Raw genomic sequence first — 16149 nt, forward strand, 5'->3', positions numbered from 1 at the left:
CGGGAGTCGTTGCGCCTGGGCGCGAGCTCGATACCGCGGATTCTGCGGAGCCAGCTGACGAACAGCCGCAGCGTGATTCCGCACCCGCCACACCACCCCCAGCCTTCGGTGACCAGGGCATGCAAACCGTCCTCGTGCCGGATGTACAGGATCTGCGCACCGACGGCCAGCGCAATGAGCGTGTGCGCGCGCGACTCCACTGACAGCAGCCAGTCCACAGGCATCCACAGGGGTGCCACGAGGTCTCGGAGTCGCATCCGCAACGCCGCCCAGAGGAAGCCGATCGCGTACTGCATCCTGCGGTGCGAGGACAGGACGATGCCGTTCCCCGGGTCGCCGGCCAGGACGGCGGCCCACTCCTCCCGGAGGTGCGCCCTACGCTCTCCCGCGAGAAAAGAAGCGAAGGCCAGAGTCCGAAGTCCGGCCCTGCCGCCCGGGGCGTCTGCGTTCGGCGGGGCTTCGGGCTCTTCCTCCGCCTCCGGCAGAGCGGGGCGGGAGCGCAGAGCAGTCAACAGCAGACCGACGGCGCCGGCGAGGATCGCGACAACCGCTACCGCGCCGGACACCCAGCCGGCCGTGAGCATGGTCTGGGCGAACGCCGGCGTGGGGTCGAGCATCCTCAGGATGTAGCCGACGATCAGTAAGATCGCTGCCGCTGCGCCGAAGAACACCGGTGCCAGCACGGCGGCAACAGCAATCGCTCCGGCACCGGCGGCCTCAGAACGTTGCTCTCCTGTGCTCACGCCGGGCCTCCTTCAGGCGCGGCGCGGAGCCCGAAAAGCCGAGGCTTCCGTTCCCTGGCCTGGCAGGCTGCACGCCGGCCGAGGGCGGTGAGTTCGTAGTAGTACCGCTTCGGCCGGCCTGGATGCTCCGCTGTTTCCTCGTACCGGGTGGCCCACCCGGCCTCGACTAGGCGCTCGAGGATCGGATACACCGTCCCGGACCCGAGGTCGGCTTCCTCGCAGATCTTCAGACCCCACGCAGGGTCCTCGGCAGTCGACGCCAGCAACACCTTGATCACCTCAAGTGTCGGGCGTGTAAGGCGAATTGATGCCATATCGCGAGTGAAGCATCACATCCACCATATGTCGAGTACGACACTTGAGTGGGACGCCCCTTGGTGGCAGACGTCGCGAAGCGACCTATGGGATGTCACCGCTGTGGGTGGTGAACTCGGCCGCTCGCGCGTCCGCTTACAGGGCCCAACCGGTTCAGGCAGGGACCGTCCGCGCCACCGCCGTGCCCAACTGGTTCTCCAGGGCTTCACCTCCGAATGGTTCGCAGGTCTTTCGGACGCCGCCGGGGCCCTCGACGGGCTCGTAGGAGCGCCGCCGAACTTGTGCTTCATCGTCGTGACGATCGCACGACCCGCAGGACTGGCCGCGATCGAGCGGATCCTGAACGGTTGAGCGGGAATGTCGGCGGGGCCGAGTGGTGGTCCGGAGACGTTGATGAGGCTGCCTGACCTCCAGGTCAACGGGCAGACCACGGGGAGACTGCGCACTTGCGCGCTCGAAGCACAGCTCGAAGTTCCTCAAGGGCTCCGGGCCGTGGTGTCGCGGACGGCGGACTGCGGGGTGCTGTTCTAGTCGTGGTCGGTGGCGAGGGCGACGTGCCGCCAGGCGTCCATCTCCTTGCGGAAGTTGTCCAGCTTGGCTTCGAAGGCTTGCAGGGTGTCGGCTCCGAGCTGGAGGCGCAGGGGCGGCTCGGGGACGGTGGTCATCTCGACGACGGCGCGGGCGGCCTTGGCAGGGTCGCCGGGCTGGGTGTGGTTCAGGCCCTCGGCGGCCGCCCGCATCGCGCCGACGGTCGGCGCGTAATCGTCGCTCGTGTCCGGGCCGGTGAGCAGACTGGCCGGGTCGAGGAAGTCGGTGCGGAAGAAGCCCGGTTCCACGAGCGTGACGTGGATGCCCAGGGGCGCCAGTTCGGTGTGGAGGGTCTCCGTGAAGCCTTCGAGGGCGAACTTCGTGGAGGCGTAGACGCCCCAGCCCGGCGCGGTGGCGAAGCCCACGATGGAACTGATGTTGATCACGTGGCCCGAGCGCTGGCGCCGCAGCAGAGGCAGTACGGCGCGTTGCACGGCGAGCGGGCCGAACACGTTGGTCTCGTACAGCGCGCGGACCGCGGCGTCGTCGGACTCCTCGACGGCGGCGAGCAGTCCGCTGCCGGCGTTGTTGACCAGGACGTCGATCCGTCCGAACCGCTCGATTGCCGCGTCGACGGCCACTTGGACGCTCTGCGGGTCGGTCACGTCCAGCGCCACGGTGAGCAGCGCGTCGTCGGCTTCGGGAAGCCGCTCGCGGACGGTTTCGGCCCTGCGCGCGGTCGCGACCACCTGGTGGCCTGCGGCGAGGGCGGCGCGGGTGATTTCGAGGCCGAGGCCCCGGGACGATCCGGTGATGAACCAGACGCTCATTGATTTCTCCGGTGTTCAGGCGGTGGGCAGGTCGAAGGCCGCGCGGTTCCGGGCGATGAAGCTCTCGACGTCCAGGGGGTCGCTGCCGCCGATCGTTTTCACCAGGTCGTTGGTGCCGGCGAAGACGCCGTTGCGGTAGTCGACGGCGACGGCGAGCAGGTGCTGGACGAGATGCTCCGGCGCGCCGCGTCCGCGCAGGATGGCGGCGAACTCGTCGAGTTCGATGGGCACGTAGGTCACCTGGCGGTCCAGCGCCTTCGACATCTTCGCGGCGATCTCGTAGTGGTCGAGCTCTTCCGCTCCGTACAGCGGGTAGGTCTGGCCGGCGTGCGGGGTGGGGTCCTCCAGGATCGCCGCGATCACCTTGGCCTGGTCGCTCTCGGCGATGGGGGCGTGGCGTCCGTCGGCGAACGGCAGGCGCAGTTCGCCGGTGCCGTCGGCCCAGGTGTCGATCAGCCACTGGGTGAAGAAGGTCGGGCGGAGGTGGGTGACCGGGACCGGGGCGTGGTCCAGGACGCGTTCGGCGACCCAGTGCTGGCGGGCCGCGTTGCTCGCGGTGTGGCGGCGGGCGGACACCTGAGACATGTTCACGATCGCCTGGACCCCGTTCTCCTCCGCTGCCTGGGCGACGTTCGCGGTGGCGTCCATCAGGCCGGGGCGGATGGGATAGGCGAAGTACAGGGCGTCGATCCCCTCGGTCGCCCGGGCCAGGGAGTCCAGGTCGAGGACGTCGCCTGCGACGACGTCCGCTCCGAGGGCGGCGAGCCTGTCGGCGCGCCCGTCGAGGCCGCGGACGAGTGCGCGGACGTGGTGACCGCGCTGAAGCAGGAGTTCGGTGGTGTGGCCGCCGGTCTTGCCGCTGGCGCCGATGACGAGGAGGTTGCGTTCCATGGTGGTCGTTTCCGTTTCTTGAGAAGGAGGTGATCGTTTCTTGAGAAGGAGGCGATCGCAGAGGGAGAGGTTCTTGAGCGGGAGCCGGTGGGAACTCCAGCGTCAGTCCTTCGACCGGGTGCCGCACGAGATGGGTGAGAGGCGGTGCGGTGCCCGTCCGGCGGGACGACGGCGGTCGATGCCACCGTGGTCAGGCCGTGTGACGGGGTCGTAGGACCAGCAGCGCGGCGGCCGCGGCGACTCCGGCGACGGCCTGGACGGCCCAGGCGTGATCGAACCCGGCAGCCGTGGCCCGGGGCGTGAGGGCGACGAGCACGGCTACGCCGACGGCGCTGCCGATCTGCCGGCTCATGTTGAGGACGGCGCTGCCGGTGGTGGCGCGTTCGGGTGCCAGGGTGCCGGCCGCGGCGAACAACGGTGCCCAGGCCAGACCGCCGGCCAGGCCGACCAGGATCAGCCCTGGGAACATGCCGCTCCAGTAGCCGGGAGCGGTGTGCACGGCCGCGAGCCAGTACCCGGCTGCGAGTGCCATGGCCAGCGTGCCGGTCACGGCGGGGGATGTGCGTCCGAAACGGTTCTGGATGGGGCCGGCGTTCATCGCGAAGGCGATCGAGGCGAGGGGGGCCGGGGCGATGCAGACACCGGCGCGCAGCGGACTGAAGTGCCAGACCTCCTGCATGAACAGGGCGGTGCTGAGCAGAACGATGGCGAAGCCGGCGGAGAACAGGAACAGGGCCACAGTGGCGGCGGTGAACGGCCTGCCGGCGAACAGCTGCTTCTCGATCACCGGCGCCTCGGCGCGCAGGGTCCGCTCGACGGTCGCGGCAACAGCCAGGGCCGCTGCGGCGAACAGGGTCATCGTGCGAAGGTCCGTCCAGCCCCACCCCGGTCCCTGGACGGTGGCGAGCACCAGCAGGCTCACGGCCAGCAGGAGCGCGAGGGCGGAGCCCGCGTCCGGTACAGCGGCGCCCTTGGGCTGGCGCACCTCGGGCAGCAGTCGCGCGCCGGCGACGAGGGTGGCGATGCCGACGGGCACGTTGATCAGGAAGATCCACCGCCAGTCGAGGGTGACGAGCAGGCCGCCGACGGGCGGGCCCGCCGAGGCCGCGATCGCGCCCACGCCCGCCCACAGTCCGACCACCAGGGTGTGCTGGCGCCTGGGAAAGCTGGGGTAGAGCAGGCCGAGGGAGGTCGGCACGATCATCGCGGCACCGACGGCCTGGAGTGCCCGGGCGCCGACCAGCACGCCGAGAGCCGGTGCGGCGGCCGCGACGGCGGAGGTGAGGGTGAAGAGCGCTACCCCGGACAGCAGCATCTTCCTGCGTCCCCAGTGGTCCGCGATCCGGCCCGCGGGCACCAGCGCCGCGGCGAAGACGATCGCGTAGGCCGACAGGACCCACGACACGCTCGCGACGCCCGTTCCCGGGAACGACCGCCCGATCCCGTCGAGGGCGACGTTGACGACGAAGAAGTCGAGCTGCGCCATGAAGGCGACGGCTCCCAGCACCGCCATGATGCTCCAGCGGCGCGGGTGCCCCCCTTCGGTGACGGCCGTAGCCGTAGCCGGAGCCGGAGCCGGAGCCGGAGCGGTGCCCGTGCCCGGTGTCGTCGCGACCGCCTGCGGTGAAGCCTGTGTGGACAACCCGTCCGCCTCCCAAAGGAATGGGCTTCGCAGCCCTTTTTTAGGTCTGCGTCCAGGAGACCTCCCTCGGAATGGGTTGTCAAGCCCTTTCTTGCGATACGATGGTCGCCATGACCACCACCGGTGAAGCGTCGGGTCGGAAACTGACCGCCAAGGGCCTGGCCACACGCGAACGCATCGTCCGGGCGGCGGCTGAGCTGATCTACGAACACGGCGTGCAGAACACCAGCAACGAGCAGCTCCGAGAGGCCGCCGGGGTCAGCGGCTCGCAGCTGACGCGTCACTTCCCCACCAAGGAGTCCCTGGTGCGCGCGGTGCTCGCCTGGCAGGCCGACAGCATCGTCGCCCGCCATCAGGCGCCCGAGCTGGGCGACCTGGACAGCTTCGCCGCGCTGCACCGGTGGGCCGACTCCTACATCGCCTCGCAGGGCATGGTGCGCGGCGGGTGCACGTTCGGCTCCCTGGCGGCCGAGGTCGTCAAGGCCGAGCCCGCGCACCGGGCCGCCGTGGCCGACGGCTTCGAGCGGTGGCAGGAGGTGTTCAGGCGCGGCCTGAGCAAGATGCGTGAGCGCGGCGAACTGCGGCCGGACGCCGACCCTGCCGCGCTCGCCCACCTGCTCGCCGCCGCGTTCCAGGGCGGAGCGCTGCTGGACCAGGCGGCGGGCGACGCCACCCCGCTGCGCGACGCGCTGTACGGCGCACTGGCCTACGTCGAGTCGTTCGCCGCGGAACGCTGAGCGGACCGAGGGCCTTCGGGCGGGGAGCGCTCAGGAGGCGTCGGAGACCGCTGAGCGGGACGCCTGCCGGGACCGGGACCGCGCCTGCGCCGTCAGCGGGAGTCCGCCGAATGTCTGATCGGCGACGCGCTCCAGCGCGTGCACGTCGAATCCGGCCCTGGCCAGTACTTCCATGCCCCGGTTGACCGCCATGAGCAGGTGGCTGACGTCCCGGGTGTCCGCCTCGGGGTCGAGGTCGCCGTGACGCTGCGCGGCCCGCACGCACCCGGTCAGTGAACCCTCGATCCTCCCGAGGGCCTGTCGGACGCGCGCACCGGCCTGCGGGTCGTGGTCGGTTCCCTCGACGACGAAGCCGGTCACCATGCAGCCGAGCCCGTCGGGGTCGTCGTACACGACGCGCGCCGACGTCACGAGGTAGGCGTGCAGTCGTTCCAGTGCGGCGTCGTCGGGGCCTTCGAGCACGGCCGCCCAAGCGGCCTCGGTGCGGTCGCAGTACGCCTCCAGCGTCCGCAGATACAGCTTGCTCTTGTCGCCGAAGGCGGCGTAGAGACTGCCGCGACCCAGCCCGCCGACCTTGGCGACGTCGTCGACGCTGGTCCCGGCGTATCCGGTACGGCGGAACTGTCGCTCGACGGCCTGTACGACCTTGTCCTTGTCAAATCCTGGTGGGCGCCCCATGGCGGCCAGCGTACAGGGCCGCACGGCCATTCTTGACATTCCGTTCCACAATTTCACGCGGTTTCTGGCAAAGCGGTCCAGAATCCTGGCGGCCGTAGCTCACGGCATCCCACGAGACCCGCAGAACGGATGACACACATGTCCTCGCACGGCGGCATCCACACAGAGCACCCTGACACCGCTGTGGGCACGTCGGCAGCTCATCCAGGCCGGACTGCCGGCCGACGCCCGGCACATCGTCGTCGGAGACGGCCGGGGAGACGGCCGGGGAGACGGCCGGGGCGTCGGGTCCGCCGTCGTGGACCGGGCCGACTGCGTCGCGTTCACCGGCTCCGTTCGCACCGGCCGCGAAGTCGCGGCCCGCGCGGCGGCCCGGCTGGCCGCTCGCCACCCGCACCGAACTGATCGGGGAGAGCGCACCAGTCGCGGGTGAGGTGTGCCGGCCGGTCCCCGAGGCCCCGGCCCACACGCCCCGACGTTGCTGTGAACCTCGGGCCGCCTGTCGGCCCGTGGCGGTCCGCCGATGCCGGGGTGGAGGCGGCACGTGCTCGGGATGCCGCGCGATGCGCCTCGGCCGAGCAGGAGGCGGACCCGGCCCGGACGGACGTCGGTGCCGACTTCCTCGCCGACCCTGGCGACCACCGGGCACTTCGCCCCGGCCGTCTCCGTGATGCCGCCAGGCGTACCGGCTGCCATGCCCTGAACGTCCGATCGCTACGCAGCCTCGGCGGGAACGTCGCGAACGAGTTCGGTCAGCTCGCCGGAGTCGATGTCGTAGAAAAGGCCGTAGATCTCCACGTGCTTCGGGGTGCCCGGGCTGTTGCGGATCAGGCTCACGTCGTAATTGAGCGACTTCTCGAAGTCGGTGATGGCGATGCCGTCCCAGTCGTACAACGACGAGATGTCGGAGTGCTGCTCTTCTTTCCACGCGGAGGTGATTCCCTCCGCCGTGAAGGACGTGGCGCCGCAGAAGGAGTGGTGGACGACGACAACGCGCTCGACGCCGAAGAGGTGTTGGGAGACCGTGATCGAGCGAAGGGCGTCCGCCGCGCGACCGCCCCCGACGATCAAGGGGAACACCGTCGCCGTGGAACCGATCTTCCTGCCGGCCCCACTGAGGAGAAGTTCACCGGGATAGACCTCGTCGCCGAAGTGATCGGCCACCGCCTGTACGGCCCCGGCCGCCCGGGGGTCGAAGCAGTGCATGACGATCGTCCTGACGGGAATCGAACCGGTGACTATTTTCCGAGCCGCCGCCTCGTCGAAACCCGGCTGCGCTCGGAACGTGAACTCCGCAAAATCCGACACTGCTTACTCCGCTTCTCATTCTCATGGTTGACTCCCCGGCTTTCCCGGGAAGCCCGGAAAGTCACAGGTACCGCTACTCGCCCCACGGCCCGCCGGCCACGCCGCGCTCCATGGTGGTGACGCCGTCGGACGCCCGCTCCTGAGCGAGGTGGAAGGCGAGCGCGTAGGGAGGCGCGGCTGTCTCGGAGCGGGCGCCGTGGGCGAGGACCTGCTCGGCCAGGTGGTGGGCCATCCGCAGCCGCGGATACGCGGCATGGATCTGCTCCTGCTCCTCGGCCACGAGGTCGGCGTTCTTGCCGAAGTCGACCCAGATGCCCTCGTAGGTCAGGTGGGTCAGCAGCCCCAGGCGTTCGGGGATCTGCGGAGTGGTGTGCAGGGCGATGGCCTCCCAGACCTGGTCGACATCCCTGGCCGGGGCGCCGAGGCCGGTCAGCAGAGCGGCGGCGAGATCGGCGCTCTCGATCTCGAACCGGAGCAGGCCCGGTGCGTCCGGCCCGGTGCCCAGGTCGTGCAGCACATTGGCGGCGAAGAGGAGTTCTTCGTTGTAGTCCGCGTCGTTCAGGACCCCCTTGCGGGCGGCGAACAGGCGGGACCAGTAGAAGCCGCGGACGCAGTGGTTCAGCACCGACGGATGCACGGCGGCTCGGGCGGCGGCGAGGCTCGCCTGGACCAGCGGTCCGGAAGGAAGAGCGAGTACGCCGTCGTGCGGTCTGTTCGGGACGGTGGGGGGAGTGTGGGTCATGGTGTGACGCTACGAAAGCGGATGCCGCGCGAAAAGTGGCACGGATGCCAACCATCGCTACTGTCGTGCCACTATGACGAACAGACACCATGTCGCCGTGCTCGTACTGCCCGGTGTGCTCGCGCTCGAATTCGGCGCCGCGACGCAGATCTTCTCGACGGACCCGCACTACGAGCTGACCGTGTGCGCCGGGGACGGGCCCGGAACCGTGCCCGTGTCCGGCTTCGCGATCACGGTCGCGGCCGGCCTCGAGGCACTGGAGGACGCCGACACCGTGATCGTCCCGGGCTACGACGACATCGACATGCCCCATCCGCCGGAGCTCCTGGCCGCGCTGCGGGCGGCTCACGCCCGGGGCGCCCGGCTCGTCTCCATCTGCACCGGAGTCTTCGCCCTCGCCGCGGCCGGACTGCTCGACGGGCGCCCCGCCACCACGCACTGGCGGCACGCCGAGCAACTGCGTCGGCGCTACCCGCGCGTCGACGTCCTGCCGAACCAGCTCTACGTCGACGACGGCGACATCCTCACGTCCGCCGGCGTGACGGCGGGGATCGATCTGTGCCTGCATCTGATCCGTACCGACCTGGGCGCGGCGGCGGCGAACACCCGCGCGCGGGACCTCGTCGCGCCCCCACGGCGACGGGGAGGCCAGGCCCAGTTCATCGAACAGTTCCGCCCCGAAGCCGGCGGGGACGAGCTCGCTCCGCTGAGGGAGTGGATGCTCGACAACCTCGCGGCCCCCCTGGCTGTCGACGACCTCGCGGAGCGCGCCCACATGTCCCGGCGGACCTTGATCCGCCGCTTCCGTCAGGAGACCGGCACCACGCCGATGGCCTGGCTGACCGACGCGCGTATCGACCGGGCACGGGAGCTGCTGGAGGCGAGCGCCATGCCCGTCGAGCAGGTCGGCCGTCTCTCCGGCTTCGGTGCCCCGGCGTCTCTGCGGGCCGCCTTCCACCGGCATCTCGGCACGTCTCCCCAGGAGTACCGGGCGGTGTTCCGTCACAGGGCGGAGGAGGCGAACGCCTGACAGCACGCCCGGGTCGCGGGCCGTCCGAGCATTCTTGACATGTCGTTCCAGAAGTTCGTAGGGTTCTTGACAAGTCAGTCCAGAACTATGCCGGCAGTCATGCTCGGCACCCCTCGAAGCCCACGGAACGGACCCGACGCATGTCTTCGCAAGATCAGATGGCCCCTCCACTGACACAGAGGGGAGGTGAAGGCTCCTCGAACACCCGTCCGGCTCTCATCCTCGCGGTGCTGGCCATGGCGAGTTTCCTCGGCCAGCTCGACGTATGGATCACCAACGTCGGCCTGCCGAACATCGGACAGGGCGTGGGCTCGACCTCTCTGTCGGACCTGAGCTGGGTACTCAACGGCTACGCGATCGTCTTCGCCGCCCTTCTCGTCCCCGCCGGGCGGCTCGCCGACCGCTTCGGACGCAAGAACGGCTTCCTTCTCGGCATGGCCGTCTTCGTGGCGGCGAGCCTCGGCGCGGCACTGTCCGGCGACGTGTGGGTGCTGGTCGTCTTCCGCGCCCTCCAGGCCGTGGGCGCCGCCCTGCTGACCCCCGCCAGCCTCGGCCTGGTCCTGACCAGCGCCCCCGCCGACAAGGTGGAGAGGTACGTCAAGATCTGGTTCACCGCGGGCTCGCTGTCCGGGGTGTGCGGACCGATCTTCGGCGGGCTGCTGGTCCAGGCATCCTGGCGGTGGCTGTTCCTGGTGAACATTCCCTTCGGACTGCTCGCCATCGCACTGGCCGCGCGGCTCATCACCAACGCCCGGCACGAACAGGACGCCCGCATCCCCGACCTGCTCGGCGGCGTCCTGCTGATCGTCGTGGTCGGCGCCCTCGCTCTCGGCGTGGTGAAGGCGCCCGACTGGGGCTGGTCGGACACCCGGGTCGTCACGTCCCTGGCCGTGACAGTGGTCGGATCGGTGGCGTTCCTGTTCCGCTCGTCACGGCACCGGGTGCCCGTGGTCGACCTGTCGCTCTTCCGTGACCGGATCTTCGCGTCGGCGAACCTGGCCGGCATGCTGCAAGTGGCATCGTTCGGCAGCCTCCTGCTGTCGTCGATCCTCTGGATGCAGAACCACTGGCACTACTCCGCCATCAGGACCGGATGCGCCAGCCTTCCCGGCCCGATCGGCTTCGCGGTGGCCGCCACCATCAGTGAGACCCTCCAGCGCCGCTTCCGGATCCCGGCCGGTGTCGTCGCGGCGGTCGGCAGCGCGATCGCCTCCGTCGGCATCCTGCTCTTCGTCTTCCTGCTGCACGACGACCCGAACTACCTTTCCGGAGTCCTCCCGTGCTGGCTGCTCTTCGGGTTCGGCGCCGGCCTGGCGCTCCCGACCGTCGTCTCGTCCGCGACGGTCGGACTGCGCCCGGCGGAGGCCGCAACCGGCAGCGCCATCGTGACCATGTCGACGCAGATCGGCTCGGTCGTCGGCATCAGCATCCTGGTCGCCGTGCTCGGCACCGCCTCCGGTGGCGCATCCCTGGACACGTACCGGCACGCATGGCTGGTCGCGGCGGCCCTCATGGCTGTCGCGGGCGTGGTGTCCCTGGGCGTGTCCCAGAAGAGGGCGGGGGCGGTCCGATGACGGCGTCCGCTCCCGCTCAGGCCTCCCGCGCCGCCGGTCCCGGCAGCGGGCGGTCCCGGTGGCTCGGCCTCCTGGTGGTCTGCCTCGGCGTCATGATGGCCTTCGTCGACGTCACCTCCACCATCTCGGCCCTGGGCGACATACAGACCGACCTGCACGTCACCGCGAGCACCCTGGTGTGGATCACCAGCGCGTACAGCCTCGCCGTCGTGAGCTTCGTGATGTCCGCAGGGACCTTCGGCGACCTCGTGGGGCGCCGGCGAGTGTTCAGCCTCGGTGCCGCCGTCTTCCTGGCAGGCAGCGTGCTCGCCGTCTTCGCCGACAGCGCAGGCATGCTCATCGCCGCACAGGCGACCGCGGGTCTCGGCGGGGCGGCCGTACTGCCGACCAGCCTGGCGATCGTCAGCGCCACGTTCACCGACCCGCACGAGCGCACCTCCGCGATCGGCATCTGGGCCGCGTGCTCCGGCGTCGGCCTCGCAGTCGGCCCGATCCTCGCCGGAGCCCTGCTCGAACACTTCTCCTGGCACTCCGTCTACATCGCCAACATCGTCATCGCCGGCGCGGCCCTCGTCCTGGCCCCGGTCTTCGTGGCCGAGTCCAAGCACCCCACGCGCAGGCCCGACCTCGCGGGTCTCGTCCTCGGCACCGTGATGACGGCCTCGGCCACCTACGCGATCATCCAGGGCGGCTCCACGGGATACACCGAGGCACCGATCATCGCCATGTACGTGTTCTTCGCCCTGTCCCTGTTCCTGTTCGTGCGCGTGGAACTGCGCAACCCCGACCCCATGCTGGACCTGAGGCTCTTCCGGAGCGCCTCCTTCTCGGCCGTGATGGGCGTGGCCGCCATCAGCGTCTTCGGACTGGTCGGTGTCGCCCTGCTCAGCGTGCTCTACATGGAACGCGTGGGACAGACCAGCCCTCTCGACGTCGGGGTGCGCCTGCTGCCGCTGTTCGGGACGTTCCTACTGGTCACCGTGGTGGCCGCCCGGGTGCTGGTCCGCCGGGTCGGCCTGACCTCCCTGATCACCGCGGGACTGGCCCTGATCGGCGCCGGGTCCCTCGCACTGCTGTCTACCGACGCCTCGGGAGGCTACGGGGCGATGTGGCCGGGACTGCTCATCGCGGGCGTCGGCGCGGGACTGCTGACAGCACCTTCGACGGCTGCCGCGGTCAACAGTGTCCCGCCACAGCAGGAGGGCATGGCGGCGGCAGCGGTCAACATGGCTCGCCAACTGGGCACGGTGCTCGGCCCCAGCGTGCTCGGAACGATCGTCACCAGCCGCTTCCCCCGTAACCTGCACGACCGTCTCGTCGAGGCGAACATCCCTTCGCCGCAGGCGGACCGGATCGTGGAGGGTGTGTCACACGGGGGTGGCGGAGGGGGCCTCCCCGCTTCCCTGGGCCGGGTGGTGGGAACGGCGGTACCCAAGGCGTTCACCGACGCCGTGCACCTGGGAAACCTCATCGGCGGAGTCGTACTGATCGCCATGGCCGTGCCCGCGGCCCTGTTCGTCCGCCAGAAGGTGCGCAGCCCCCGGACATCCGCCGATGCGTGAGCGGTAGTACGCCGACGGGACGGTGTGAGGCCTCCGCAGGGCTCCGCAGGCCTCCGCAGGATCGCCGGCTGCACAACCGTGCCTCCGACAGCCGGTGTTGATCGCTGAGCAGCTCAAGCATCAACACCGGCACCGCTCACGAACCGAGCACCGTTCAAAGTGACGGCCCGATCCCCGGACGGCTGGACCTCCCAACGGCTGGACCTCGCAACGGCTGGACCTCCAGACGGCCGGATCTCCGGACGATGCCGTGATCAGCGGTCGGCCCGGTCCAAGCCAGACCGAAACCGTGCGCCTGGCGCCCCCGTGTCAGCGTGCGCGCGAGGCGCGAGGCAGCACGAGGCGCGAAAGAGAGACATCAGCATGGCCGAACTCCTGCTCACCGTCCACGTGTTGGGGGCGATCCTGCTCATCGGACCGGTCACCGTCGCGGCGACCCTGTTCCCGCGTTTCGCGCGCCAGGCACTGGCCGACGGACCCGAGCAGCAGTCGGCCGACGGTGCGGTACGGCTGCTGCACCGGATCTGCCGGGTGTACGCCGTGGCCGGCATCTCCGTCCCGGTCTTCGGCGTCGGCACCGCCCAGGTGATGGGCGTGATGGGCAGCGCCTGGCTCATCACTTCCATGGCTCTGACAGCGGTGGCCGCCGTCCTGCTGGGCATCGCGGTGCTCGGCACCCAGGACGGCGTGATCAGCCAACTCGACAGGCCCGACCCGACGCCGACCGCCACGGAGTCGCTGATCGCCCAGCTGCCCCGCCTGTCGAGGATCACCGGCCTGTTCGCCCTCGCCTGGCTGATCGTGGTGGTCCTGATGATCGTCCGCCCCGGCTCGACGACAGGCGCATAGCGGCTCACGTGGAGCAGCCCGGCCGGTGAGGGCCCGACGACCGCGGCGGCCGCACCTGATCCAGCACGGTCGCTCGGGCACGAACTGAGCAACTTCCCACTGGACCAGAACGCCTCCTCCCCTCGGCGCCTACGCAAGAGGCCGCCCTCACCCGGTCTTCGCCGCCCAGGCTCGTGCCCCCCTCAAAGCGGGGGCACCGCTGATGATCGTGGTCAGCGCGGCCGGAGATGACTGGGCGTCGGGCGGCCTTCGTCCGTCGTGCCGGCTGCGGCGGTGCCCAACGGCGCGGACTGGGGGAGTGCCTGCCAGTAGTGGCGTCGGCCTCCGCCTGCGTGTCCTGTGGAGCCCGGGATCCACAGGACCGCGTCGATGATCAACAAGATGATGCCGAGGGTCCAAAGGCTCACATCGGCCCCAAGGTCGGCCCCAGCCGTGAGCGGCGAGGCATCCGCCGCCAGGGCGAGGTTTCACGAGAAGGTAGGACTTTCCCTCACAGGAAGGACCTCCCATGCGTCTTACGCGCATCACGGCCTTGATTGCAGCGACCGCGCTCGCCCTGCTGCTTCCCGCCACCAATGCCCACGCCGCTGCCGTCGCCTGCGGCGGTTCCGTCTCCACCGAGGGCATCGCCGCCAACGGCTGCATCAGCGCCGAAAGGGGCAAGGAAGGACGCATCCACCTCCGCGACATCAAAGCTCACGTCGTCCTGACCAACACCCGCTCCCACGCCGTCAACGTCGACTACGAGGCCTTCTTCCGCGTCGTCTCCGGCGGCCACTGGGTCAAGATCGGCAACGGACGCACTCTCGTCTCCCGTCGCACCACCACCAGCCCCATCGAGATCGGCAGCACCACCCGCGTCTGCTTCGTCGTCAACGCCAAGGTCGAGATCCGCGTTCACGTCAAACCTGCTGGAGGCTCCTGGAGCAACTGGACGGGCGCCGCTACCTCGCAATGCCAGACCTGACCGCCATAGCTGCCTGCGTACGCAGACTCCGCGAACCCCTGCCGAAGCGTTCGCGGAGTCAGCGCGCTCCGTCACCGAGCCCAGTGGTCACCCAGGAACTCCTTGTGCCTTCCTGCGGCTTGCCAATCGCCGCCGGTGAGCAAACGGCCGACGAGTGACTTGGTTCTGACCTGCGGCCAGGCGACGCCATCGGCCGGGGCCGGGACGGGCGGACAGCGCAGCGTACGTACGTACGCGAGCGTCTGCTGCTTGGTTCAAGGCCGCCCCGGCCGCTGTGGGTGTGCCCACCAACCTGGGCCCGCCGAACTGTTCCTGCCGCCGTGTTCGAAGTGGCTGGCTGCTGCTCGGCTCGGTATCGACGTGGCCGCGGTGCGGGCGGCTGGAATTGCTCCGGCCATCGCGGGAATGTGGGGACTCTGGATCTTTTCGAGGAGGCTGACGTGGCGCGGGAGCGGGTGGTACTGGGAGAAGTGCTGGCGGCGGCGGAAGCAGCGGCACCGGTGGACTCCCTGGACGTGGTGGCGCACGACCTGCGCGAGCGATTCGGCGCACGGTACGTGTCCTTCCTGTTCCTCGACCTGATCGGCCAGCGGGTGGTGCGGGTGGCAGAGGACGCCACCACGCTCCACGGACGCAGCACCGAGCGGATCCAGCTCACCGGCAGCCTCTACGACCAGGTCCTGCGTACCCAGAAACTGGTCCGCGCCCCGGACGATCCCGGCGGGCACGGGCACCGTGTGATCGCCCCCGTCACCAACCGTGGCGACGCCATCGGCTTTCTGGAGCTCACCCTGCCCGAAACCGTCGATGTCAGCGACGACACCCTGAAGGAGGTGGAGCAGGCAGCTCACGCCCTCGCCTACATCGTGGTCACCGACCGCCGCTTCACCGACCTCTACCACTGGGCCCAGCGCACCGCCCCCGTCAGCCTGGCCGCCGAGATCCAACGCCAGCTCCTGCCCACCGCCTCCTGCTGCGAGGCCGCCCAGTTCACCCTGGCCTGCGCCCTGGTGCCCGCCGAGAGCGTCGCCGGCGACACCTACGACTACGCCCTGGACCGTGAGACCCTGCACCTGTCCCTGACCGACGCCATGGGCCACGACCTCAACGCCGCGCTCATCGCCACCCTTCTCGTCAACGCCTCCCGAGGCGCCCGCCGCGTCGCAGCCCCGTTGACCGAGCAGGCCGACCGCGCCCACCACTCCCTTCTCGCGCACAAGCCCGGGGTCCTGGCCACCGGCCAGCTCCTGCGGATCGCCCTGGACGGAAACGGAGCGCAGCTCGTCAACGCCGGCCATCCGCGCCCGCTGAGGCTGCGCGAGGGCACCGTCGAAGAAGTGCCCCTGCGCGCCGATCTGCCCTTCGGCGTCGAAGGTCAGGGCCGGTACCGGGTGCAGGACATCGACCTGCGCCCCGGTGACCGGCTGGTGTTCTACACCGACGGAATGCAGGAACGCCGCGCGCGGTCCGTCGACTTGCCCGCCCTCATGGCCGCCACCGCCGGCGAGCATCCGCGTGAGGTGGTACGGGCTCTGGTGGCCGCCGTCACCGACGCATGCGACAGCAAGCTCCAGGACGACGCCACCGTGATGTGCCTGGACTGGCACGGCCCCACCACCAAGGGACGCCAGGCCCACGCCGGAGCCAATATCTGAGGGGTCGTCGACTTTCCGACCTCCGTGTGTGGATTTCGCCGGTCAGGCACGGAAGTCGGAGCTGTCACGGGAGTCTCGACTCGTTGCCGGCCGGGATC

General features: G+C 70.0%; 14 protein-coding genes and 3 pseudogenes. 8 read left to right on the forward strand and 9 right to left on the reverse strand.

Annotation, left to right across the window (positions count from 1 at the left end):
- Nucleotides 1-485 precede the first annotated feature (485 nt).
- From AAW13_RS35075 to AAW13_RS35095, 5 genes and pseudogenes are all read right to left on the reverse strand, one after another.
- Nucleotides 486-719: pseudogene (locus AAW13_RS35075) on the reverse strand (hypothetical protein); the annotation flags it as partial.
- A 20-nt stretch (nucleotides 720-739) separates the two neighbouring features.
- Nucleotides 740-1057, reverse strand: coding sequence for a PadR family transcriptional regulator (locus tag AAW13_RS35080; RefSeq protein ID WP_046731405.1), 318 nt, complete (start codon nucleotides 1055-1057; stop codon nucleotides 740-742).
- Nucleotides 1058-1585: 528 nt separating this feature from the next.
- The gene (locus AAW13_RS35085) at nucleotides 1586-2416 is read right to left on the reverse strand and encodes an oxidoreductase (protein WP_046731406.1); all 831 of its coding nucleotides are present in this window, start codon (nucleotides 2414-2416) and stop codon (nucleotides 1586-1588) included.
- A gap of 15 nt (nucleotides 2417-2431) precedes the next feature.
- The gene (locus AAW13_RS35090; protein WP_046731407.1) at nucleotides 2432-3307 is read right to left on the reverse strand and encodes an NmrA family NAD(P)-binding protein; all 876 of its coding nucleotides are present in this window, start codon (nucleotides 3305-3307) and stop codon (nucleotides 2432-2434) included.
- 190 nt (nucleotides 3308-3497) lie between these two features.
- On the reverse strand, nucleotides 3498-4820 hold the full coding sequence (locus AAW13_RS35095; protein ID WP_046731408.1) for an MFS transporter: 1323 nt from the start codon (nucleotides 4818-4820) through the stop codon (nucleotides 3498-3500).
- Nucleotides 4821-5059: 239 nt separating this feature from the next.
- Here AAW13_RS35095 and AAW13_RS35100 point away from each other — a divergent pair, with 239 nt between their 5' ends.
- Nucleotides 5060-5686 (forward strand): TetR/AcrR family transcriptional regulator, encoded by a 627-nt coding sequence (locus AAW13_RS35100; protein ID WP_052768641.1) that lies wholly within the window; start codon nucleotides 5060-5062, stop codon nucleotides 5684-5686.
- Nucleotides 5687-5716: 30 nt separating this feature from the next.
- Here the strand turns inward: AAW13_RS35100 and AAW13_RS35105 are convergent, their stop codons facing one another.
- A complete protein-coding gene (locus AAW13_RS35105) occupies nucleotides 5717-6364 on the reverse strand; it encodes a TetR/AcrR family transcriptional regulator (protein ID WP_046731482.1) in 648 nt (215 codons plus the stop codon).
- A 169-nt stretch (nucleotides 6365-6533) separates the two neighbouring features.
- Between AAW13_RS35105 and AAW13_RS45215 the strand changes: the two are divergent.
- Nucleotides 6534-6797, forward strand: a pseudogene (locus tag AAW13_RS45215) (aldehyde dehydrogenase family protein); the annotation flags it as partial.
- A 281-nt stretch (nucleotides 6798-7078) separates the two neighbouring features.
- Here the strand turns inward: AAW13_RS45215 and AAW13_RS35115 are convergent.
- Both AAW13_RS35115 and AAW13_RS35120 read right to left on the reverse strand, forming a co-directional pair.
- The gene (locus AAW13_RS35115) at nucleotides 7079-7672 is read right to left on the reverse strand and encodes a carbonic anhydrase (RefSeq protein WP_046731410.1); all 594 of its coding nucleotides are present in this window, start codon (nucleotides 7670-7672) and stop codon (nucleotides 7079-7081) included.
- Between the two features lie 73 nt (nucleotides 7673-7745).
- Nucleotides 7746-8414 carry an HD domain-containing protein gene (locus tag AAW13_RS35120; RefSeq protein WP_046731411.1) on the reverse strand — a complete coding sequence of 223 codons (669 nt, stop codon included), beginning with the start codon at nucleotides 8412-8414 and terminating at the stop codon, nucleotides 7746-7748.
- Between the two features lie 73 nt (nucleotides 8415-8487).
- Between AAW13_RS35120 and AAW13_RS35125 the strand changes: the two genes are divergently transcribed.
- The 4 genes from AAW13_RS35125 to AAW13_RS35140 all read left to right on the forward strand — a co-directional run bounded on the left by AAW13_RS35125 (nucleotide 8488) and on the right by AAW13_RS35140 (nucleotide 13429).
- Nucleotides 8488-9444: a GlxA family transcriptional regulator gene (locus AAW13_RS35125; protein WP_046731412.1), complete on the forward strand. Its 957-nt coding sequence runs from the start codon at nucleotides 8488-8490 to the stop codon at nucleotides 9442-9444.
- A 236-nt stretch (nucleotides 9445-9680) separates the two neighbouring features.
- Nucleotides 9681-11018 carry an MFS transporter gene (locus AAW13_RS35130; protein ID WP_052768635.1) on the forward strand — a complete coding sequence of 446 codons (1338 nt, stop codon included), beginning with the start codon at nucleotides 9681-9683 and terminating at the stop codon, nucleotides 11016-11018.
- On the forward strand, nucleotides 11015-12580 hold the full coding sequence (locus AAW13_RS35135) for an MFS transporter (RefSeq protein WP_046731414.1): 1566 nt from the start codon (nucleotides 11015-11017) through the stop codon (nucleotides 12578-12580). The genes AAW13_RS35130 and AAW13_RS35135 overlap by 4 nt, the downstream gene beginning before the upstream one ends.
- Before the next feature lie 363 nt (nucleotides 12581-12943).
- Nucleotides 12944-13429 carry a DUF2269 family protein gene (locus AAW13_RS35140; RefSeq protein WP_046731415.1) on the forward strand — a complete coding sequence of 162 codons (486 nt, stop codon included), beginning with the start codon at nucleotides 12944-12946 and terminating at the stop codon, nucleotides 13427-13429.
- A 305-nt stretch (nucleotides 13430-13734) separates the two neighbouring features.
- Here AAW13_RS35140 and AAW13_RS47130 read toward each other — a convergent pair.
- Nucleotides 13735-13830, reverse strand: a pseudogene (locus AAW13_RS47130) (DUF6131 family protein); the annotation flags it as partial.
- Between the two features lie 107 nt (nucleotides 13831-13937).
- On the opposite strand from AAW13_RS47130, the gene AAW13_RS35150 reads away from it, so the two are divergent.
- Together AAW13_RS35150 and AAW13_RS35155 are read left to right on the forward strand one after the other, a co-directional pair.
- Complete coding sequence (locus AAW13_RS35150) at nucleotides 13938-14396, forward strand: hypothetical protein (protein ID WP_046731416.1); 459 nt, start codon at nucleotides 13938-13940, stop codon at nucleotides 14394-14396.
- 440 nt (nucleotides 14397-14836) lie between these two features.
- Nucleotides 14837-16051 (forward strand): PP2C family protein-serine/threonine phosphatase, encoded by a 1215-nt coding sequence (locus AAW13_RS35155; protein ID WP_046731417.1) that lies wholly within the window; start codon nucleotides 14837-14839, stop codon nucleotides 16049-16051.
- Nucleotides 16052-16149: the final 98 nt, after the last annotated feature.

The organism is Streptomyces humi, assembly GCF_001005085.2.
GTDB classification, from domain to species: domain Bacteria; phylum Actinomycetota; class Actinomycetes; order Streptomycetales; family Streptomycetaceae; genus Streptomyces; species Streptomyces humi.